This window comes from Streptomyces sp. NPDC049577, from assembly GCF_040675635.1.
Classification (GTDB): Bacteria; Actinomycetota; Actinomycetes; order Streptomycetales; family Streptomycetaceae; genus Streptomyces.
This window is the reverse complement of record NZ_JBFAPH010000101.1, coordinates 1-18,761: the sequence shown is the minus strand read 5'-3', so window position 1 is coordinate 18,761 and position 18,761 is coordinate 1. Positions and strand designations below refer to the sequence as shown.

At 74.0% G+C, this 18,761-nt stretch carries 16 protein-coding genes and 1 pseudogene; 9 read left to right on the top strand and 8 right to left on the bottom strand.

Features of this window, described 5'->3' with window-relative positions:
• The first annotated feature begins 609 nt into the window (after positions 1-609).
• Positions 610-1,260 (top strand): HAD family hydrolase, encoded by a 651-nt coding sequence (locus AB0K09_RS14135; protein WP_366065618.1) that lies wholly within the window; start codon positions 610-612, stop codon positions 1,258-1,260.
• Here AB0K09_RS14135 and AB0K09_RS14130 read toward each other — a convergent pair.
• Positions 1,224-1,475: a hypothetical protein gene (locus AB0K09_RS14130; protein WP_366065617.1), complete on the bottom strand. Its 252-nt coding sequence runs from the start codon at positions 1,473-1,475 to the stop codon at positions 1,224-1,226. The genes AB0K09_RS14135 and AB0K09_RS14130 overlap by 37 nt on opposite strands.
• Before the next feature lie 236 nt (positions 1,476-1,711).
• Here AB0K09_RS14130 and AB0K09_RS14125 point away from each other — a divergent pair, with 236 nt between their 5' ends.
• Positions 1,712-2,095, top strand: coding sequence for a cold-shock protein (locus tag AB0K09_RS14125; RefSeq protein WP_366065616.1), 384 nt, complete (start codon positions 1,712-1,714; stop codon positions 2,093-2,095).
• A gap of 85 nt (positions 2,096-2,180) precedes the next feature.
• Here the strand turns inward: AB0K09_RS14125 and AB0K09_RS14120 are convergent, their stop codons facing one another.
• The 4 genes from AB0K09_RS14120 to AB0K09_RS14105 are packed head-to-tail and all read right to left on the bottom strand — an operon-like array spanning position 2,181 to position 5,734.
• On the bottom strand, positions 2,181-3,032 hold the full coding sequence (locus AB0K09_RS14120; RefSeq protein WP_366065615.1) for a 1,4-dihydroxy-6-naphthoate synthase: 852 nt from the start codon (positions 3,030-3,032) through the stop codon (positions 2,181-2,183).
• Between the two features lie 4 nt (positions 3,033-3,036).
• Positions 3,037-3,786: a futalosine hydrolase gene (locus AB0K09_RS14115; protein ID WP_366065614.1), complete on the bottom strand. Its 750-nt coding sequence runs from the start codon at positions 3,784-3,786 to the stop codon at positions 3,037-3,039.
• Positions 3,787-3,791: 5 nt separating this feature from the next.
• Complete coding sequence (locus AB0K09_RS14110) at positions 3,792-4,271, bottom strand: DUF2771 domain-containing protein (RefSeq protein WP_366065613.1); 480 nt, start codon at positions 4,269-4,271, stop codon at positions 3,792-3,794.
• A gap of 26 nt (positions 4,272-4,297) precedes the next feature.
• A complete protein-coding gene (locus AB0K09_RS14105; RefSeq protein ID WP_366065612.1) occupies positions 4,298-5,734 on the bottom strand; it encodes an MFS transporter in 1,437 nt (478 codons plus the stop codon).
• 413 nt (positions 5,735-6,147) lie between these two features.
• On the opposite strand from AB0K09_RS14105, the gene AB0K09_RS14100 reads away from it, so the two are divergent.
• The 3 genes from AB0K09_RS14100 to AB0K09_RS14090 all read left to right on the top strand — a co-directional run bounded on the left by AB0K09_RS14100 (position 6,148) and on the right by AB0K09_RS14090 (position 10,560).
• The gene (locus AB0K09_RS14100; RefSeq protein WP_366065611.1) at positions 6,148-7,032 is read left to right on the top strand and encodes a DUF3027 domain-containing protein; all 885 of its coding nucleotides are present in this window, start codon (positions 6,148-6,150) and stop codon (positions 7,030-7,032) included.
• Positions 7,033-7,158: 126 nt separating this feature from the next.
• Entirely contained in the window at positions 7,159-10,323 is a 3,165-nt protein-coding gene (locus tag AB0K09_RS14095) for a molecular chaperone Hsp90 (RefSeq protein ID WP_366065610.1), read from the top strand.
• A gap of 51 nt (positions 10,324-10,374) precedes the next feature.
• Complete coding sequence (locus AB0K09_RS14090; protein ID WP_366065609.1) at positions 10,375-10,560, top strand: DUF1059 domain-containing protein; 186 nt, start codon at positions 10,375-10,377, stop codon at positions 10,558-10,560.
• 17 nt (positions 10,561-10,577) lie between these two features.
• Here AB0K09_RS14090 and AB0K09_RS14085 read toward each other — a convergent pair whose 3' ends face one another.
• Positions 10,578-12,986, bottom strand: a complete 2,409-nt coding sequence (locus tag AB0K09_RS14085; protein WP_366065608.1) for a cation-translocating P-type ATPase — start codon at positions 12,984-12,986, stop codon at positions 10,578-10,580.
• A gap of 63 nt (positions 12,987-13,049) precedes the next feature.
• Entirely contained in the window at positions 13,050-13,307 is a 258-nt protein-coding gene (locus AB0K09_RS14080) for a DUF2530 domain-containing protein (RefSeq protein ID WP_366065607.1), read from the bottom strand.
• A 260-nt stretch (positions 13,308-13,567) separates the two neighbouring features.
• On the opposite strand from AB0K09_RS14080, the gene AB0K09_RS14075 reads away from it, so the two are divergent.
• Positions 13,568-15,034 carry an NCS2 family permease gene (locus AB0K09_RS14075; protein ID WP_366065606.1) on the top strand — a complete coding sequence of 489 codons (1,467 nt, stop codon included), beginning with the start codon at positions 13,568-13,570 and terminating at the stop codon, positions 15,032-15,034.
• Positions 15,035-15,098: 64 nt separating this feature from the next.
• On the opposite strand, the gene AB0K09_RS14070 is transcribed toward AB0K09_RS14075, so the two are convergent.
• Positions 15,099-15,929 (bottom strand): ferritin-like domain-containing protein, encoded by an 831-nt coding sequence (locus tag AB0K09_RS14070; protein WP_366065604.1) that lies wholly within the window; start codon positions 15,927-15,929, stop codon positions 15,099-15,101.
• Between the two features lie 109 nt (positions 15,930-16,038).
• Between AB0K09_RS14070 and AB0K09_RS14065 the strand changes: the two genes are divergently transcribed.
• The 3 genes and pseudogenes from AB0K09_RS14065 to thpR all read left to right on the top strand — a co-directional run.
• Positions 16,039-16,479, top strand: coding sequence for a MarR family transcriptional regulator (locus AB0K09_RS14065; RefSeq protein ID WP_366065603.1), 441 nt, complete (start codon positions 16,039-16,041; stop codon positions 16,477-16,479).
• A 46-nt stretch (positions 16,480-16,525) separates the two neighbouring features.
• The gene (locus AB0K09_RS14060) at positions 16,526-17,899 is read left to right on the top strand and encodes an MFS transporter (RefSeq protein WP_366065602.1); all 1,374 of its coding nucleotides are present in this window, start codon (positions 16,526-16,528) and stop codon (positions 17,897-17,899) included.
• A 418-nt stretch (positions 17,900-18,317) separates the two neighbouring features.
• Positions 18,318-18,674: pseudogene (thpR, locus tag AB0K09_RS14055) on the top strand (RNA 2',3'-cyclic phosphodiesterase); the annotation flags it as partial.
• Positions 18,675-18,761 lie beyond the last annotated feature (87 nt).

Here is an 18,761-nt window from a genome sequence, read left to right as displayed (position 1 = left end):
GAACGCGGCTGTCCGCGAAGGTGACCTTGCTGGTGTACTGGCCGGGCCGCCCGAGCAGGTGATTCTTGTCGGACTCGGCTGTGACCGTGCTGGTGCGATGGCGCTCAGCCACGGGGGTGGCTTTCGGCGGTGCCGAGCCGGCCTGGCGGCCGGCGGTTCCGGGACGTGCGGGCGGGTGCCCCGCCCCCTGCTCCGCCGCGATGGCGCTCAGCCGCGGGGGTGGCTTTCGGCGGTGCCGTCCCGGCCGGGAGGCCGTCCGGCACCGCCGGGCTGCGTTCCGGTGGTTTCTCGCCGTCGCGGCGGGGAGGAGGGGCCGGACTGTGGGGCGGCGGTTCGGGGGCCCGCGCTCTTTGTCCGCCGCGACGGTGTTCAGCCACGGGGGTGGCTTTCGGCGGTGCCGTTCCGGCCGGGAGGCCGTCCGGCACCGCCGGGCTGCGTTCCGGTGGTTTCTCGCCGTCGCGGCGGGGAGGAGCGGGGGCGTGCGGGCAGGGGCCCGCGCGCCTTCTCCGCCGTGGCGGCGCTCAGCCCACGGCGCGGCGTCCCGGCCGGAGGCCGGCGGTGCGCCCGATCCGCAAGCTCCCCGCAGGGTTGTGGTGCTTGGATTGGCGCATGAACCCGCAGCCGTCCCCGCCCTCCTTCACGGTCGGATTCGACCTCGACCTCACCCTGGTCGACTCCCGGCCAGGGATCCGCGCCTCGTACGAGTCGCTCGTCGCCGCCACCGGTACGTACATCGACATCGACCTCGTGTGCAGCCGGCTCGGGCCGCCGCTGGAGCAGGAGCTGCGGAACTGGTTCCCGGAGGAGCGGATCGCGGAGGCCAGCGCGATCTACCTGGACGCCTATCCGACGCGCGGCATCGCCTCCTCGCCCGCCCTGCCGGGAGCCCGGGAGGCCGTCGCGGCGGTGCGGGAGCTGGGCGGGAAGGCGATCGTCGTCACCGCCAAGCTGGAGCGCAACGCCCGCCTGCACCTCGATCACCTCGGGATCGAGCCGGACGAGCTCGTCGGCGGCCTGTGGGCCGAGCAGAAGGCGATAGCCCTGCGTGAGCACGCGGCGAGCGTCTACGTCGGCGACCACCTCGGGGACGTGCTGGGCGCCCGCACGGCCGGGGCGCTGTCCGTCGCGGTGACCACCGGCCCGTACGGGGCCGAGGAGCTGCGCGCCGCCGGGGCGGACGTGGTCCTCGCGGACCTGCGCGGCTTCCCCGACTGGCTGCGCGCCTACAGAGCCGAGGCCGCCGAGTCCTCGCGCGCCTGACGGCGCTGCTCGGCGATCGAGCGCAGCACCCCGCCGGCGGCGATCAGGAAGCCCACGCCCATCAGCATGCTCACGAAGTACGCCGGCGTGGGCAGCGGGTCGGCGCCCAGGAACAGCGGGGCGACCGTGGCCATGGTGGCCACCGCGCCGACGAGGAAGACGATGGCGCCGGTCCGTACCAGCAGATCCCCGGCCCGGGGCGTTTCGTTGCTCACCGCACCAGGGTAGATCCCTGGTCGGTGGTGCGGGCGCGGGTGGCCGGAAGAAGCCGGCCGGACGCGCAGAGGTACGACCAGGGGACGTCTTGTCACCGGCCCCTGGACCATTAGCCTTGGGGGTAGCGGGTCTTGCGGCCCGCTGTAGTGCTATCCAGAGCTGTTTTTCTGTTGATTGCAGACGCTCTCCATAATTTCCGAGTATTTTCCGACGAGACACGAGGACGAGGACAGACGTGCCTACCGGCAAGGTCAAGTGGTTCAACAGCGAGAAGGGCTTCGGCTTTCTCTCCCGCGACGACGGCGGAGACGTCTTCGTGCACTCCTCGGTGCTCCCGGACGGGGTCGACGCCCTCAAGCCCGGCCAGCGCGTGGAGTTCGGCGTCGTGGCCGGTCAGCGCGGTGACCAGGCCCTCTCGGTGACGGTACTGGAGCCTGCCCCCTCCGTGGCCGCCGCCCAGCGCCGCAAGCCCGACGAGCTGGCCTCCATCGTCCAGGACCTCACCACGCTGCTGGAGAACGTCACGCAGCAGCTCGAGCGCGGCCGCTACCCCGACAAGGCACACGGCTCCAAGATCGCGGGCATGCTCCGCGCCGTCGCCGACCAGCTGGACGTCTGACGTATTCGGGCGGGTCCCGAGCGGATTCGGGCCGATTCGATCCGGATGAATCGGATCGGCCGACGAATCGGATGAGTTGGGTGAATCAGACGAACGTCAGCGCGTCCGGGCCGAGCGCCGGCACCAGCCCCTCGGCCGCCGCGCGCGTCAGCAGCCCGCGCACCGCGGCGTAGCCGGCCTCGCCGAGGTCGGCCGTGAATTCGTTGACGTAGAGCCCGATGTGCTGCTCCGTCACCGCCGGATCCATCTCCTGCGCGTGCTCCAGCACGTACGGGCGCGACGCGGCCGGGTCGTCCCACGCCATGCGGACGGACGTCCGGGCCGCCTCCGCCAGCCCGCGCAGGCGCTCCGCGCCCAGCGAGCGCTTGGCGATGATCGCGCCGAGGGGGATCGGCAGGGTGGTGGTGTCCTCCCAGTGCGCGCCCATGTCGGCGAGGCGGGTGAGGCCGTAGTCCTGGTACGTGAACCGGGCCTCGTGGATCACCAGGCCCGCGTCCACCTTGCCGTCGCGCACGGCCGGCATGATCTCGTGGAACGGCAGGACGACCACCTCGCCCACCCCGCCCGGCACCTCCGCGGCGGCCCACAGCCGGAACAGCAGGTACGCGGTCGAGCGCTCGCTCGGCACGGCGACCGTCCTGCCGGCCAGATCGGCGGGGGCGGCGGGCTCGCGGGTCAGGACGAGCGGGCCGCAGCCGCGGCCGAGGGCCCCGCCGCAGGGCAGCAGGGCGTACTCCTCCAGGACCCAGGGGAGTACCGCGTACGACACCTTCAGCACGTCGAGCTCGCCGCGCAGGGCCATGCCGTTGGTGACGTCGATGTCGGCGAAGGTGACGTCCAGGGGCGGGGCCCCGGGGACCCTGCCGTGTGCCCAGGCGTCGAAGACGAAGGTGTCGTTCGGGCAGGGCGAGTACGCGATCCGGATCGGCTCGGTCATGCGGTCACCTCTGGTCCGGGGCCGGGGCGGGTGCGACCGCCCACGCCGTCGTGGTGCCGAAGGCGCGCGTCAGCGCCTCCAGCGCGTCCTTGATGCGCCAGGCGGCGCGGTCGCGGGGGCCCACCGGGTTCGAGACCGCGCGGATCTCCAGGACCGGGACGGCGTGCGCCGCGGCCGCCTCGGCGACGCCGAAGCCCTCCATGGCCTCGGCCAGCGCCCCGGGGTGACGGGACGCCAGCTCCGCCGCGCGGGCGGCCGAACCGGTGACCGTGGAGACGGTCAGCACCGTGCCGCGCGCGGCGCCGGTCGCCCCGGCCACGGCGCGTACGAGCGGCTCCGGCGGCCGGTGCTCGACCGCGCCGAAGCCCAGGTCCGTCACCGGAAGGAAGCCTTCCGGGGTTTCCGCGCCCAGGTCGGCGACCACGATCGCGTCGGACACGACGAGCGACCCCACCGGCGCGCCGCGCACGGCACCGACGAAGCCGCCGCCGATGCCGGCGGAGACCACCAGGTCGTACGGGGTGCCTGCGAGGGCGCCGGCGGTCAGCGCGGTCGCCGTGGCGGCCGCCGCCGCGGCGGGGCCCACCCCGCCGGCCAGCGTGTCGGCCGTCAGCCGGTGCGGGCCGGGCGCGGTGACGCGGCGCAGCACGATGCCGGGCGCGGCGATCTCGTCGCCCGCCCGGCCTCCGGCGATGCCCCGCGCGACCGCGTCCCGCTCGGCCTCCACGGCCGTGACCACGAGGACGCGCGTCACCTCGGTCAGGAGGACTTCTCCAGGGTGAAGTTCCAGACGCCCAGCGCCTTGCCCGTGGTCGCCTCGACGATGCTGACCTTGGTGGTGCGGGCGGCGGCCTCGCCCTGGCCACCGGCGAAGAAGGCGCTGGCCGGGATCGTCCGGTAGGTCTTCTTGTTCGGCTCCGGTTCGGCCGGGGAGCCGTTGATGAAGATGGTCCAGCCCTCGTCGGCGATCTTCGTGTCGACGCCGAAGCGGATCTTGTCCTCCATGGACGCCTTGACGGTCTTGCCCTCCTCCTTGAGGCAGGAGGCGACCTTCGAGGTCTCGATCGCGTCGCCGTCGTTGTAGCAGGCGGCTTCGGTGGTCACGGTGGTCGAACCGACGGTCACCGTCGCCAGGGGCGTCGGCTTGTCGCAGGCGGAGAGGGCGACGAGCCCGAAGGCCACGGCGCCGACGGCGGCAGCGGCGCGGCGGCGCTTGCCCCGGATGCTGGTAACGGTCATGCGGGCAGGCTATCGGGCCGCCCCGGTCACGCCACGCGCGGGTGCGGCGAGCCGCGCCGGGCGGCGGCCAGCAGGCCCCGTACCGCCGTGGCCGCCCCGAGTGCCAGGAACGCGGAGGCCACGGACAGGCCCACCACGCCGTTGAGCGGCAGCAGGATGCCGATCGCCCCGCCGGCCACCCAGCACATCTGGAGCAGCGTCTCCGAACGGGCGAACGCGGACGTGCGCACCTCCTCCGGCACGTCGCGCTGGATCAGGGAGTCCAGGGACTGCTTGCCCAGCGCCTGGGAGATGCCGGCCACCGCCGCCACGCAGACCACGAACACCGCGTTGTAGAGGACCGCCGTGACCACCGTGGCCCCCAGGGTCACCGTCAGGACCAGGGCGATCGTCTTCTCCGGCCCGCGCGAGCGCAGCAGCGCCCCTATGGCCGTGCCCAGCGCGTTGCCCGCGCCTGCCGCCACCGCGACCAGGCCCAGCGAGAGCGCCGGGCTCAGCCCGCCGAGCGGGTGGACGCGCAGCAGGAAGGCGAGGAAGAAGGTCAGGAAACCCGACAGCATGCGCAGCGCGCCGTTCGCCTGGAGCCCGTGCAGCACCGAGGCGCCCACCGTGCGCAGACCGGGCGCGCGGACGCGTGCGGCCCGGGGCGTGCGGCGCCGGAACCCCGGCCGGCGCCCCGGGCGCCGCTGCTCGGTGCGGTGGGCGAGCAGCCGCCGCTCGCGGTGGCCGTCGGCCACCAGGCGCGCCCGCGCCTCGCCCTTGGCCGAGTCCACCTTGTGCGGCAGGGACAGCGACAGATACGTCCCGGAGGCGAACACCAGGCACGCCCCGTAGAGGGGGAACGCCGGGCCCAGCTGGTGCAGGGCGGCGCCCAGCGGGGCCGCCACGCCGGTGGCCAGCAGGCCGCCCAGGGTGACCCGGGAATTGGCCTTCACCAGCGAGATCCGCGGCGGCAGCAGCCGTGGCACGACGGCCGAGCGCACCACGCCGTACGCCTTCGACGCCACCAGTACGCCCAGGGCCGCCGGATACAGCTCCAGGCCGCCGGTGGCCACCGCGCCGGACATGGTCAGCGCCAGCAGGACGCGGGTGAGCATGGCGCCGGCCATCGCCGCCCGGCGGCCGTGCGGGAGGCGGTCCAGCAGCGGGCCGATCACCGGCGCGAGGAGGGTGAAGGGCGCCATCGTCACGGCCAGGTAGAGCGCCACCCGGCCGCGGGCCTGGTCCGTGGGGACCGAGAAGAACACCGTCGACGCCAGCGCGACGGTGATCAGCATGTCGCCCGCCGAGTTCACGGCGTGCAGCTCGATGAGCTTGCCCAGACCCGACTCGCCCGCGCCGTGCGCGTGCGTGGCCCTGCGGACGCCCCGGCCGGCCGCCGCGAACGGCGTGCGGAGGACCCGAACCGCACCACGGCCCGCACGGCGGAGCGGACCGCCTTCTGCTGACCGGATGGCACCCACCACGCCATACTGCCCCAACTCGCTCGGTGCATGGCACCATCGGCGCAGCCGTGCTTCGTACCCGTCAGCTCCGGCGCCGGGTACGCCGTGTTCCGCGGGGGCTCGCCGACGCCCGGGTATCCCCCGGGTGGCCGCGCGGGGTAGCGTGCGTATCGCGCCATCGGCGGTCATTACGGCGTCATACGGCGTCGTGCGAAGCCATGCGGCGGTCCCGCGGTGCCTTCCGCGGCGGTCCCGCGTGGCCGCGCTCCGAGTCCGGATCCAGCAGAATGGGTAGGACCAGGTGCGCCCGAGGCCGTTCGGGCGCGGACGTCGACGCGGCCCCACGGTCCGCTCCGTCCGCCGCCCAGACCGCTCGGCAGGCGCACCGTGAGACGGCGTGGAAGAGAGAATCGATTCTTGTGAGTGCTGCGATGCGAAGCCGTACCCCGGACCGCCTGTGCGCCGAGGCGGTCGAACTCGCCCGGGCGGCGGCCGAGGAAGTCGCGCACCCCGGGAAGCCGGGCGACCACGTCGAGGTCGTCGCCGACGGGGACCGGGTCGTCACGCACTACTTCGCCTGCGAGGACCCCGGCTACCGGGGCTGGCGCTGGGCCGTCACCGTCGCCCGGGCCTCCCGCGCCAAGGTCGTCACCGTCGACGAGACCGTCCTGCTGCCCGGCCCCGACGCGCTGATGGCACCCGAATGGGTGCCGTGGAGCGAGCGGCTCCGCCCGGGGGACATGGGCCCCGGTGATCTGCTGCCCACCGAGGCCGACGACCTGCGCCTGGAGCCCGGCTGGACCGGCGAGGAGGAGCCGCCGCCGAACTCCGCCGTCTCCGGGAAGATGGCCGAACTCGTCGAGGCCGAGGACGCCGACGTCACGGCCGGACCGCCGCGGGACCTGCCGGCCGCGCCCGAGCGCGGCTCGATCGCGGCACTGGCCGAGGAGCTCGGCATGCGCCGCGCGCGGGTGCTCTCGCGCTACGGGCTGCACATCGCCGCGGACCGCTGGGACGAGTCGCACGGCTCCAAGACCCCGATGGCCCAGGCCGCGCCCGCCTCGTGCGTGAGCTGCGGCTTCCTCGTGCCGATCGGCGGCTCGCTCGGCCAGGCGTTCGGCATCTGCGCCAACGAGTTCGGGCCGGCGGACGGGCACGTGGTCTCGCTGTCGTACGGGTGCGGGGGGCATTCGGAGGCGGCTGTCATGCCGAAGGCCCCGAGGCCGGCACCGCCTGTGATCGACGAGACGCTCGTCGATCCCCTGGCCCTTCGGGAGGAGCCTTCCGAGGGCGAGGAGGATCTCGGGCACGCGTAGTCCTTGCCGGGTGCCGCGCCGTGGGGGCGGGGGGCTTTCCCGCCCGCCCACCTGTCACCCGGAACGCGTGACCTTCGGTGGGCGCTGTACGTTCACGTCTGGCAATCGTGAACGACGGGAGACGACGTGAGCTGGGTGCGGAAGGTGGGGGCCGGGGGAGCCGACCCGTTCGGGACCGCGCGGCTGCGGCGCGGGGTGCTGGATTCCTGGGTCGCCTCGCCCGCCCGCTTCCGGGAGGACGCCAACGCCGAGGAGGACCTCGCCCTCGGCGGCTACCGCGACCGCCTCGTCGTCGAGCTCGCCCAGAACGCCGCCGACGCCGCCGCCCGGGCCGGCGTCCCCGGCCGGCTCCGGCTGACCCTGCGCCCCGCCCGGGACGGCGGCCCCGCCGTTCTGGCCGCCGCCAACACCGGCGCCCCCCTCGACGCCACGGGCGTCGAGTCGCTCTCCACCCTGCGGGCCTCCGCCAAACGCGACGCCGCCGCCGAGGCGGCCGTCGGCCGGTTCGGCGTGGGCTTCGCGGCCGTCCTCGCCGTCAGCGACGAGCCCGCCCTGGTCGGCCGCACCGGAGGCGTCCGCTGGTCGCTCGCCGAGGCCCGCGACCTGGCCGCCCAGGCGGCCGCCGGCAGCCCCGCCCTGGGCGGCGAGGTCCGCCGCCGCGAGGGCCACGTGCCGCTGCTGCGCCTGCCGCTGCCGGCCGAGGGCAGCGCACCCGAGGGCTACGACACCGTCGTCGTGCTGCCCCTGCGCGACGGCGCCGCCGAGGACCTGACCGCCCGTCTGCTCGCCGCCGTCGACGACGCGCTCCTGCTCACCCTGTCCGGCCTGGACGAGGTCGTCGTCGAGACGCCGGACGCCCCCGCCCGCACCCTGACCCGGCGTCAGGAGGGCCCGTACGTCCTCGTGGACGACTCCGCGCGCGGCGCGGCCGGCGTCACGACGCGCTGGCGCGTCGAGAGCGCGTCCGGGCGGACCGCCCCGGAGCTGCTCGCCGACCGGCCCGTCGAGGAGCGGCTGCGTCCGCACTGGTCGGTGACCTGGGCGGTCCCGGTGGGCGCGGACGGCGAGCCGGTACGGCCGCGCACGGCGCCGGTGCTGCACGCGCCCACGCCCACGGAGGAGCCGCTGGGCCTGCCCGGCCTGCTCATCGCCACGTTCCCGCTGGAGCCCACCCGCCGGCACACCGCGCCGGGCCCGCTGACGGACTTCCTGACGGAGCGCGCGGCGGAGACCTACGCCGCGCTCGTCCGTGACTGGCACCCGGTCTCCGCCGGCACGCTCGACCTCGTCCCGTCCCCGCTGGCCACCAGCCCGCTGGACGCGGAGCTGCGCCGCCTGGTGCTGGAGCGGCTGCCGCGCGTGCCGTTCCTGCCGAGCGCGGCGCCGGAGCGCGCCGCGGAGGGGGAGGAGCCCGCGGAGCCGTACGCGCTGCGGCCCGTCGAGGCCGAGGTCGTCGAGGGCGCGGGGGCCGGGGCGGTGCGGGTGCTCGGGGAGCTGTTCCCGAACCTGCTGCCGGCCGGCCTGGAGCGGCGGCCGGAGCTGCGGGCGCTCGGTGTGGCGCGCGTGTCGCTCGGCGAGGCCGTCGACCGGCTGGCGGGCGTCGAACGCGACCCCGAGTGGTGGTGGCGGCTGTACGACAGCCTGGCCGGCGTCGACCCGGACCGGCTGACCGGCCTGCCCGTACCGCTGGCGGACCGCGGGACGGCCGTCGGGCCGCGGCAGGTGCTGCTGCCGCTCGCGGACACCACCGACGCCACCGGCGCCCAGCGGCTGTCCCGACTGGGCCTGAAGGTCGTCCACCCGGACGCCGCGCATCCGCTGCTGGAGAAGCTGGGCGCCACCCCCGCGTCCCCGCGCGCCGTCCTGACCACGCCGCAGATCCGGGCCGCCGTGGCCGGTTCGCTGGACGCGGACGAGGTCTGGGACGAGGACGGGCTGGACGCCGACACCCTCGCCGAGGTCGTCCTCACCCTGGTGCGGGACGCGGGCCTCGCCCCCGGTGACGAGCCGTGGCTGGCCGCCCTCGCACTCCCCGACGAGGACGGGGAGCTCGCCCCCGCCGGCGAACTCGTCCTGCCGGGCAGCCCCTTCGAGGCCGTGATCCGGCCGGGCGAGCTCGCCGCGTGCGACGCGGAGCTGGCCGGGCGCTGGGGCGAGCAGCCGCTGACCGCCGTCGGCGTGCTGGCCGACTTCGCGCTCGTGCGCGCCACGGACGTCGTCCTCGACCCGGACGAACTCGAACCCCGGGACGGCGACTTCGCCGAGCCCGACGACGCCGGTCTGCTGGACGCGGTCGACGTGTGGTGCGAGGACGTCCTGGACCGGCTGCCCGACACCCCCGTGCCGCCGGTCGCCACCGAGATCGTGGCCGTGCGGGACCTCGACCTGGTCGACGACGACGCCTGGCCGCAGGCCCTCGCCCTGCTGGCGCGCCCGCCGCTGCGGGACGCGCTGACGACGCCGGTGCGCGTGCTGCTGCCGGACGGCACGACGGAGTCCGTCCGCCCGTACACCGCGTGGTGGCTGCGCGGCCACCCGGTCCTGGACGGCCGCCGCCCCGCCGGGCTGCGGGCGCGGGGCGGCGACCCACTGCTGGCCGGCCTGTACGACGCCGCGGACGCGGCGGACCTGGCGGACGAGCAGGTGCTGCGCGCCCTGGGCGTACGGACCTCCGTCGCCGCCCTGCTGGACGAACCGGGCGGCGCGGCGGAACTGCTGTCCCGCCTGGCCGACCCGGACCGGCCCGTGGGCGCCGCCCAGCTGCACGGCCTCTACGGTGCCCTGGCCGAGCTGGAGCCGGACGACGTCACCCTCCCGGACGAGCTGCGCGCCGTCGTCGACGGCGAGGTGCGCGTCGTGGACGCGGCGGACGCGCTGGTCGCCGACGCCCCCGACCTGCTGCCGCTCGCGGCCGGCCACGCCCTGCTCCCGGTCCGCCCGGACCGCGCGGCCGACCTGGCGGACCTGCTCCAGGTCCGGCGGCTCGGCGAGGTCTTCGCGGCGGCCGTGCCCACGGACGGCGGCGAGGTCCGCGAGGTCCCGGAGGGCGTGCGCGTGCTGCTGCCCGGTGCGCCGGAGACGTACACCGAGCACGAGGAGCTCGTCGTCGACGGCGTCGAGCTCGACTGGCGCCGGGGCCCCGACGGCGTCCTGCACGCGGCGACCCTGGAGGGCGTCGCGGCGGGCCTGGCCTGGGCCGCGGGTGCCTGGCACCGCCGCTTCGAGGCGGCGGCGCTGCTGGAGGACCCGTCCCGCACGGACGAGCTGGCGCGGGCGCGCTGGTTCGACTGACGGCTCCTACGATGGAAACGCGGGCAGAGTGTTCCGTTTCCGGGAGGCGCCATGATCAGGAAAGTGGCCGACTGCCGCAAGTACCCGAGCGAGTCGAACTGCTCCCTCGCGATCTCCGGCGAGGAGGAAGAGGTCGTGAAGGCGGCGGCCGAGCACGCGGTCTCCGTGCACCAGCACGAGGACACACCGGAGCTGCGCGAACAGATCCGGGGCATGCTGGAGGACGAGAAGGGCTGAGGGGGCGGGCTGATTCCTCAGCCCGTCCGGCGTTCGAGGGCACCACGCGCGGCGTGGTCCGGGGGTCCGGGGACCTGTCCCCGGACCCGCCCCAACCGCCGCCAGACGAATTCGAGCACCAGCCCCGCGAGCACCGCGATGCCCGCGCAGCCCCACGGGACCCCCGTCCCCGCCAGCCGCAGCGCGAAGAACCGTTGCAGCCACGGAGTGACCAGCACCACCACGAACCCCGCCCCCATCGCCCCCACCAGCGCCAGACGCCACCATGTGTACGGGCGGGCGATGATCGCCAGGACCCACAGCGAGATCAGGAAGAGGGTCAGCGTCGCCGCGCTCGTCTCCGCGGCCAGCGCGTCCGGCCCCGCGTAGTGGCTCCGCGCCAGCAGGTATCCGGCGAACGTCGCCACTCCCGCGATGAGCCCCGCCGGCACGGCGTACCGCATCACCCGCCGCACGAAGCGCGGCTGTGCCCGTTCGCGGTTGGGCGCCAGCGCCAGGAAAAAGGCCGGCACGCCGATCGTCAGCGTCGACAGCAGCGTCAGATGGCGCGGCAGGAAGGGATACGGCACGCGCCAGCACACGACCAGGACGGCCAGCAGCACCGAATAGACCGTCTTCGTCAGGAACAGCGTGGCGACGCGGGTGATGTTGCCGATGACGCGCCGGCCCTCGGCGACCACGGACGGCAGCGAGGCGAAGCTGTTGTCCAGCAGGACGATCTGGGCGACCGCGCGGGTCGCCTCGGAGCCCGAGCCCATGGCGACGCCGATGTCGGCGTCCTTCAGGGCGAGGACGTCGTTGACGCCGTCCCCCGTCATGGCGACCGTGTGCCCGCGGGACTGGAGCCCGCCGACCATGTCCCGCTTCTGCTGCGGCGTGACACGCCCGAAGACCGTGTGCTCCTCCAGCACCCGGGCCATGTCGTCCTGCTCCGCCGGCAGCCGGCGCGCGTCGACGGGCGCGTCGGCGCCCGGCAGCCCCAGCTTGGCGGCGACGGCACCGACGGAGACCGCGTTGTCCCCGGAGATGACCTTCGCGGAGACGTGCTGCTCCGCGAAGTAACGCAACGTCCGCGCCGCGTCCGAGCGCAGCCGCTGCTCCAGGACGACCAGGGCCGTGGGCCGGGCGCCCTCCGTGACGCGCGGGTCGTCGAGGTCGCGCTCGGCCCGGGCCAGCAGCAGGACGCGCAGCCCCCTGGCGCCCAGTTCCTCCGCCTCCCGCAGCGCCGCGTCCCCCCGGGGCAGCAGTACGTCGGGGGCGCCCAGGAGCCAGTGGGACGTGCCGCTGCCCGGGCTGTCGAGCGCGGCGCCGCTGTACTTGCGGGCGGAGGAAAAGGGCAGCGCCCGTGTGCAGCGCCAGCCCTGACCGTCCGGGTAGGCGTCGATGATGGCCTTGAGGCTGGCGTTGGGCCGGGGATCGGCGTCGCCGAGCGCGCCGAGCACCTGGCGGACGTACGACTCCTCGGCGCCGGCGAGCATCCGCAGCTCGCTGACGTTCATGCCGCCCTCGGTGAGCGTGCCGGTCTTGTCGAGGCACACCACGTCGACGCGGGCCAGCCCCTCGATCGCCGGCAGCTCCTGGACCAGGCACTGGCGGTTGCCGAGCCGGATGACGCCGATCGCGAAGGCGACGGACGTGAGCAGCACCAGGCCCTCCGGCACCATCGGCACGATCCCGGCGACCATGCGCCGGACGGCCTCGCGCCAGTCGTGGCCCTGGACGAACAACTGGCTGACGATCAGGCCGACGGCCGTCGGAACCATCATCCACGTCACGTACTTCAGGATCCGGCTGATGCCGGTGCGCAGCTCCGAGTGGACCAGCGTGAAGCGGGAGGCCTCCTCGGCGAGCTGCGCGGCGTAGGCCTCGCGGCCGACGCGGGTCGCGGCGTAGGCGCCGGTGCCGGCGACGACGAACGAGCCGGACATCACCTTGTCGCCGGGCGCCTTCAGCACCGGGTCGGCCTCGCCGGTGAGCAGTGACTCGTCGATCTCCAGGCCGTCCGACTCGGCGATCTCGCCGTCGACGGCGCACTTGTCGCCCTGGCCGAGCTCGATGAGGTCGCCGAGCACGATCTCGCCGGTGGTGACGTGCACGGTCTCCCCGTCGCGCCGCACGGCCGGCTTCGCCTCGCCGATGACGGCGAGGTTGTCGAGCGTCCGCTTGGCGCGGAGTTCCTGGAGGATGCCGATGGCCGTGTTGGCGACGATCACGAAGCCGAACAGCCCGTCCTGGAGGGGCCCGACGACCAGGATGATCAGGAAGAGGACGCCGATGATGGCGTTGAAGCGCGTGAAGACGTTGGCCCGCACGATGTCCGCCGTCGAGCGCGACGACCGTACGGGGACGTCGTTGACCTCGCCCCGGGCGACCCGCTCCGCGACCTCGTGCGCGGAGAGGCCGGGGTTGCCCGCCGGATCGCTCATGCCTCAGACGGTACGGCGGCGGGGGACGCCGCACCTTTCGGACGGGCTCTTTCGGTCAGCCGGTCAGTCCTGCGCGGCGGCCCGGTGCCGCTTGATGGCCGCGTCCCGCTTCCGCACGTACCAGATTCCGATCAGACCGAGCCCCCCGCCGGTCAGGCAGCACCACACCCACCAGGCGTGCCCGTGGTCCGCGAACCAGCCGTAGAACGGCAGCTGCGCGACGAAGAGGACGAACCACAGGATCGTGCCGCCGGTGATCGTGGCGACGACGGGCCCCTCCAGGGGCTCCGGTGCCTCGTGCTTGGGGGTCCACTTCGCCATGCGCTCAGGGTAGTCGCGCGGACGCCGGCGATCGAAAGAGGCCCGAAAGAGGCCCGAAAGAGGCTCGGAACAGGCCCGGAACAGGCCCGGAAGGGGCCGGGAGCCCACCGGGGTCTACGCGCGGAGATAGCCATTCCGCGTTTGTTTATTCATACTGAATCGAACAGGATCCAACCGGATGGTTTCGTTCGATCATCCAAGCACGGTCCATTCGATGATCCAAATCGGCCTCCCAGGCCCGTACGACTGAGGTCCGACGCATGCCCACCCCGGCCACTCCGGCGGTCGACGCCCAGCAGCCGTCCCCCACGCCCCCCGGCAACGCTCTCGACCGGTACTTCCGGATCACCGAGCGCGGCTCGTCCGTCGCCCGCGAGGTGCGCGGCGGCCTGGCCACCTTCTTTGCGATGGCCTACATCATCGTGCTGAACCCGATCATCCTCGGCGCCGGTCACGACAAGTTCGGTCATCAGCTGGACAACACCCAGCTCGTCACCGCGACCGCCTTGATGGCGGGCCTGTCGACCGTCCTGATGGGCGCGATCGGCAACGTGCCGATCGCCTGCGCCGCGGGCCTCGGCATCAACGCCGTCGTCTCGCTCCAGCTCGCCCCCAAGATGAGCTGGCCGGACGCGATGGGCATGGTGGTACTCGCCGGCCTGGTGCTGATGGTGCTGGTCGCCTCCGGTCTGCGGCAGCGGGTCATGGACGCCATCCCCGGCGGGCTGCGGCGCGCGATCGCGATCGGCATCGGCCTGTTCATCTCGCTGATCGGCCTGGTCGACTCCGGCTTCGTCACCCGCAACCCCGACGCCGCCCACACCACCGTCCCGCTCGGCCTCGGGCAGGGCGGACAGCTCCAGGGCTGGCCCGTGCTGGTCTTCGCGATCGGCCTGGCGCTGACGTTCATCCTGGTCGTGCGCAGGACGCCCGGCGCGATCCTCATCGGGATCGTCTCCATGACCTTCGTGTCGATCATCATCAACGAGCTGGTGAGGATCCCCGACGCCAACTGGGGCCTGAGCGTCCCGCGCGTGCCCGACCACATCGTCGGCGCGCCCGACTTCGGCCTGGTCGGCAACGTCAGCCTGTTCGGCGGCTTCCACGAGGTCGGCTGGCTCACCGGCTGCCTGTTCGTCTTCACCGTGCTGCTGTCCGGCTTCTTCGACGCGATGGGCACGATCATCGGCGTCGGCGAGGAGGCCGGGCTGACCGACGAGAACGGCCAGCTGCCCAACATGGGCAAGATCCTGATGGTCGACGGCGTGGCGGTCGCCGCCGGCGGCCTCGGCTCGGCCTCGGCCAACACCTGCTTCGTCGAGTCCACCGCCGGCGTCGGCGAGGGCGCCCGCACGGGCCTCGCCAACTTCGTCACCGGCGGGCTCTTCCTGCTCGCCCTGATCGCCACCCCGCTCGCGACCGTCGTGCCCTCCCAGGCCGCGACCCCCGCGCTGATCGTCGTCGGCTTCCTGATCATGGCGGCCAACGTGCGGGACATCGACTGGAGCGACTTCACGATCGCGATCCCCGCGTTCCTGACGATCGTCTCGATGCCGTTCACCTACTCGATCACCAACGGCATCGGCATCGGCGTCCTCGCCTTCATCCTGCTGCGGATCGCCGACAAGCGGGCCCGGGAGATCCCCTGGCTGCTCAACGTGGTCGGGGCCTGCTTCCTCGTCTACTTCCTGCTCGACCCGATCGAGCGGGCACTGGGTGTGAAGTAGCACCGCCCGTACGTACGCACCGCCGGCGCCGTCCCCCTTCGCGGGGGGCGGCGCCGGCGCGTTTTCACGCCGCGGCGGCGACGGCCCTTTCGGCGTTTCCGGTGTTTCCGGCGTTCTCCGCGGGGACGCGGTCCTCGGCCGGCGGGCGCAGCGAGGCACCCGTGGTGCCCAGGACGTCCCCGGTGACCGGCCCCGCCAGTCGCATGACGTCCGCGACGAACCGCCCGCGCCGCACGCCGAGGCGGCGCAGCGCCCGGCCGTGGTCGAGGGCGACGAACGCGGCGGCACCGAGCAGCAGCCCGCGCCACCCGGACATCACCAGCGCGCGCAGCGGGCGGCCCGGCAGCTCGCCGACGGAGTCGCGCAGCCGGCGGCAGTGGAAGGGGATGTGCCGCCGCTCGTCGGCCAGGATCCGGCCGGCGACCTCCGACACCAGCGGGTCCCCGGCGCCGTCCCGCACGGCCCGGTAGTAGCGGACGGCCACCAGCTCGGCCACCATCAGGACCAGCAGCTCCATGCGCAGCCCGAGCAGCCGGCGCAGCCGGACGAAGACCCGGTCGCTCCAGCAGCTCGCGATCGCCGGCATGCCGCCGGCGCCGAGCAGCAGCGCCAGCATTCGCGCGTGGTTCCGCTCCTCCTCGACGAACAGCCGGACGGCCGCGGAGTAGTCCGCGTCCCCCGCCCCGTCGGCCTTGCCGATCAGATTGGCCCCGTCGCCGTCCTCGCCGACCTGGAACCGTTGCAGGCTGCGCCACACGGCACGGGGCAGTCGCGCACCCCGCCCCCAGCCGGGATCGCCCGTCGCCCGCCGGCGCTCCGCCTCGGCCTCGAAGTGCCGCGTCCACTCCCCGAACGCGCTCGTGTCGCTCGTGTCGCTCGTGTCGCTCGTGTCCATGCGGTCCGTCCCCCGTTCCTTGATCCGCTATCGATCAATATTCCGGACATCGTGCGCCGGAGTTCGGTTCCACTTTCATTAGATCAGGTAATGAGTTAAGCTAATGAACATGCCGGATCTGTCCCGTACCCCGGACGACAGCGCCGCCGTGAACTCCCTGAGGTCCGGTGTGATGCGACTGTCGCGGAGGCTCAAGCACCAGCGGGTCGACGAGTCGCTCAGCCCGACCGAGATGTCGGTGCTCGGCACCCTCGCCCGGTGCGGCTCCGCCACCCCCGGGGAGCTCGCCCGCAAGGAGCATGTGCAGCCGCCGTCGATGACCCGCATCGTCGCGATGCTGGAGGCCAAGGGACTGGTCAGGCTGGAGCCGCACCCCGAGGACCGCCGCCAGAAGGTGGTCCGGCAGACCGAGCAGGCCGAGGCCATGCTCGAGGAGAGCCGGCGCAAGCGCAACGCCTGGCTCGCGGACCTGGCCGGAAGGCTGGACGAGGACGAGTGGGCGACGCTGCGCGCCGCCGCGCCCGTCCTCGAGAAACTCGCGCACCTGTAGACGCGCACCCCCGCCGGGGGCTCGCACAGAAGGAGGCGAAAGCACTTTGAGTTCGGGACCCGGAGCAGACTCCGCACCCGCACCGAACCGCCACGACGACGACACTCGCACCACCTCCCTGCCCGCCAAGGGAGGCACCTTCAGCTCACTCCGGGTGCGCAACTACCGGCTCTTCGCCACCGGACAGGTGGTCTCCAACACCGGTACCTGGATGCAGCGCATCGCCCAGGACTGGCTGGTCCTCGGGCTCACCGGCTCCTCCGCGGCCGTCGGCATCACCACGGCCCTGCAGTTCCTGCCGATGCTTCTCCTCGGGCTCTACGGCGGCGTCCTCGCCGACCGGTACCCCAAGCGCGGCCTCCTGATCGTCACCCAGGTGGCGATGGGCCTCACCGGCCTCGCCCTGGCCGTCCTCACCCTCACCGGGCACGTCCAGGTCTGGCACGTCTACCTCACCGCCTTCGTGCTCGGCCTCGTCACCGTCGTCGACAACCCCGCCCGCCAGGCGTTCGTCGTCGAGATGGTCGGACCGGCCGATCTGCGCAACGCGGTCAGCCTCAACTCGGCGAACTTCCAGTCCGCCCGGCTCGTCGGTCCCGCCGTCGCCGGTGTGCTGATCACCGCCGTCGGCAGCGGCTGGGCGTTCCTGCTCAACGGACTGTCCTTCGCCGCGCCCATCGCGGCCCTGCTGCTGATGCGCGCGAGCGAACTCCACAAGGTCGACCGCGCCCCGCGCGGCAAGGGCCAGCTCCGCGAGGGCCTGCGGCACGTCGCCGAGCGCCCGGAGCTGATCTGGCCGATCGTCCTGGTCGGATTCATCGGCACCTTCGGCTTCAACTTCCCCATCTGGCTCACGGCCTACGTCAACGACGTCTTCCACGCCGACGCGAGCACCTACGGCCTGCTCAACACGCTGATGGCCGGCGGCTCCCTCGCGGGCGCCCTGCTCGCCGCCCGGCGCGGTAGCTCGCGCCTGCGGCTGCTGGTCGGCGCGGCGTTCGCCTTCGGCCTCCTGGAGGTCGCGGCGGCGCTCTCGCCCTCGTTCTGGGTCTTCGCGCTGCTGCTGGTGCCGATCGGGATGTGCGGACTGACGATCAACGTCACCGCCAACTCCAGCGTCCAGCTGGCCTCCGACCCGGCGCTGCGGGGCCGGGTGATGAGCCTGTTCATGATGGTCTTCATGGGCGGTACGCCGCTGGGCGCACCGCTGGTCGGCTGGGTCACCGACGCGTACGGCCCCCGTGTCGGCTTCGTCGCGGGCGGCGTGGTCTCGGCCCTGGCCGCCACCGCCGTCGGCCTGGCCCTGGCCCGCGCGTGCGGCCTCCGCCTCAAGATCGACCTCCGCCGGGGCCACCGTCACGTCTCCTTCGTCCCCCGCCCGGCGGCCTCCCGCCGGGAGGAACTGACGGCGGCGGCGTAAGCCCGGCCGGCTTCCCTGGGTTCCCGCGAATTCCCGCGCGTTCCCGCCGGTCCCGCCCCCACGGCGACGGGACCGGCGGGAACGCGCTTTCTCGGGCGAAGTCGTCCTGGCGGGCGCGGTTCCCATGGGCCTCGAACTCCTCCGCGCCGATCTCCGTACCGGCCAGGTCGGGGCCGTGCAGGACCAGGAAACGCCGCTTCACGCCGTCCTCCGTGCCAGCAGGGCCGCCGCCGACTCCTCGGCCAGGGTCACTCGCCGACGAGGACGGCCGGGCGTGGGGGCGGGCGCACGGCCGTGCGTTGAGGGCATCTCGCCCGCGCCGCACGACGGGGGTGTGCGGCGCGGGCGAGTGTGGCCGGTATCGCGGGGGCGGCGTCCTCCCCGCCCTTTCCGATCTCCCTTGCGCGAGACTGGCCACATGCGACTGTTCGCCGCTGTGACGCCTCCCGCAGCAGCCGTCGACGAGCTGGCGGCCGAGGTCGCGGACCTGCGGGCCGCGCTCCCGGACGAGACCGGGCGGCTGCGCTGGACCGCGCCCGCCATGTGGCACTTCACCCTCGCCTTCCTCGGCGAGGTCGACGAGGAACTGCTGCCCGGCCTCACCGAGCGCCTCGCGCGCGCCGCGCACCGGCACGCCCAGCACGACCTGCGATTCGCCGGGGGTGGCCGGTTCGGCGACCGGATCCTGTGGGTCGGGGCGGACGGCGGGCTGGAGGAGCTGCGCGGACTGGCGCGTTCCACCACGGCCGGGGCCCGGCGAGCCGGGGTGCGGATGGGTCGAGAGCTGGGACGCCTGGGCGGCGAGCACCGTGCGCGCCCCCCTGGTCGTCGGTCACGAGTTCGCCGGTGAGGTCGTCGCGAC

Bases quoted from the DNA above. Each gene is read 5' to 3' on its own strand.
- AB0K09_RS14075 (WP_366065606.1), top strand. From the start codon at position 13,568: ATGCCCACCCCGGCCACTCCGGCGGTCGACGCCCAGCAGCCGTCCCCC.
- AB0K09_RS14100 (WP_366065611.1), top strand. From the start codon at position 6,148: ATGCGAAGCCGTACCCCGGACCGCCTGTGCGCCGAGGCGGTCGAACTC.
- AB0K09_RS14135 (WP_366065618.1), top strand. From the start codon at position 610: ATGAACCCGCAGCCGTCCCCGCCCTCCTTCACGGTCGGATTCGACCTC.
- AB0K09_RS14110 (WP_366065613.1), bottom strand. From the start codon at position 4,271: ATGACCGTTACCAGCATCCGGGGCAAGCGCCGCCGCGCCGCTGCCGCC.
- AB0K09_RS14080 (WP_366065607.1), bottom strand. From the start codon at position 13,307: ATGGCGAAGTGGACCCCCAAGCACGAGGCACCGGAGCCCCTGGAGGGG.
- AB0K09_RS14070 (WP_366065604.1), bottom strand. From the start codon at position 15,929: ATGGACACGAGCGACACGAGCGACACGAGCGACACGAGCGCGTTCGGG.
- AB0K09_RS14085 (WP_366065608.1), bottom strand. From the start codon at position 12,986: ATGAGCGATCCGGCGGGCAACCCCGGCCTCTCCGCGCACGAGGTCGCG.
- AB0K09_RS14065 (WP_366065603.1), top strand. From the start codon at position 16,039: ATGCCGGATCTGTCCCGTACCCCGGACGACAGCGCCGCCGTGAACTCC.
- AB0K09_RS14120 (WP_366065615.1), bottom strand. From the start codon at position 3,032: ATGACCGAGCCGATCCGGATCGCGTACTCGCCCTGCCCGAACGACACC.
- AB0K09_RS14090 (WP_366065609.1), top strand. From the start codon at position 10,375: ATGATCAGGAAAGTGGCCGACTGCCGCAAGTACCCGAGCGAGTCGAAC.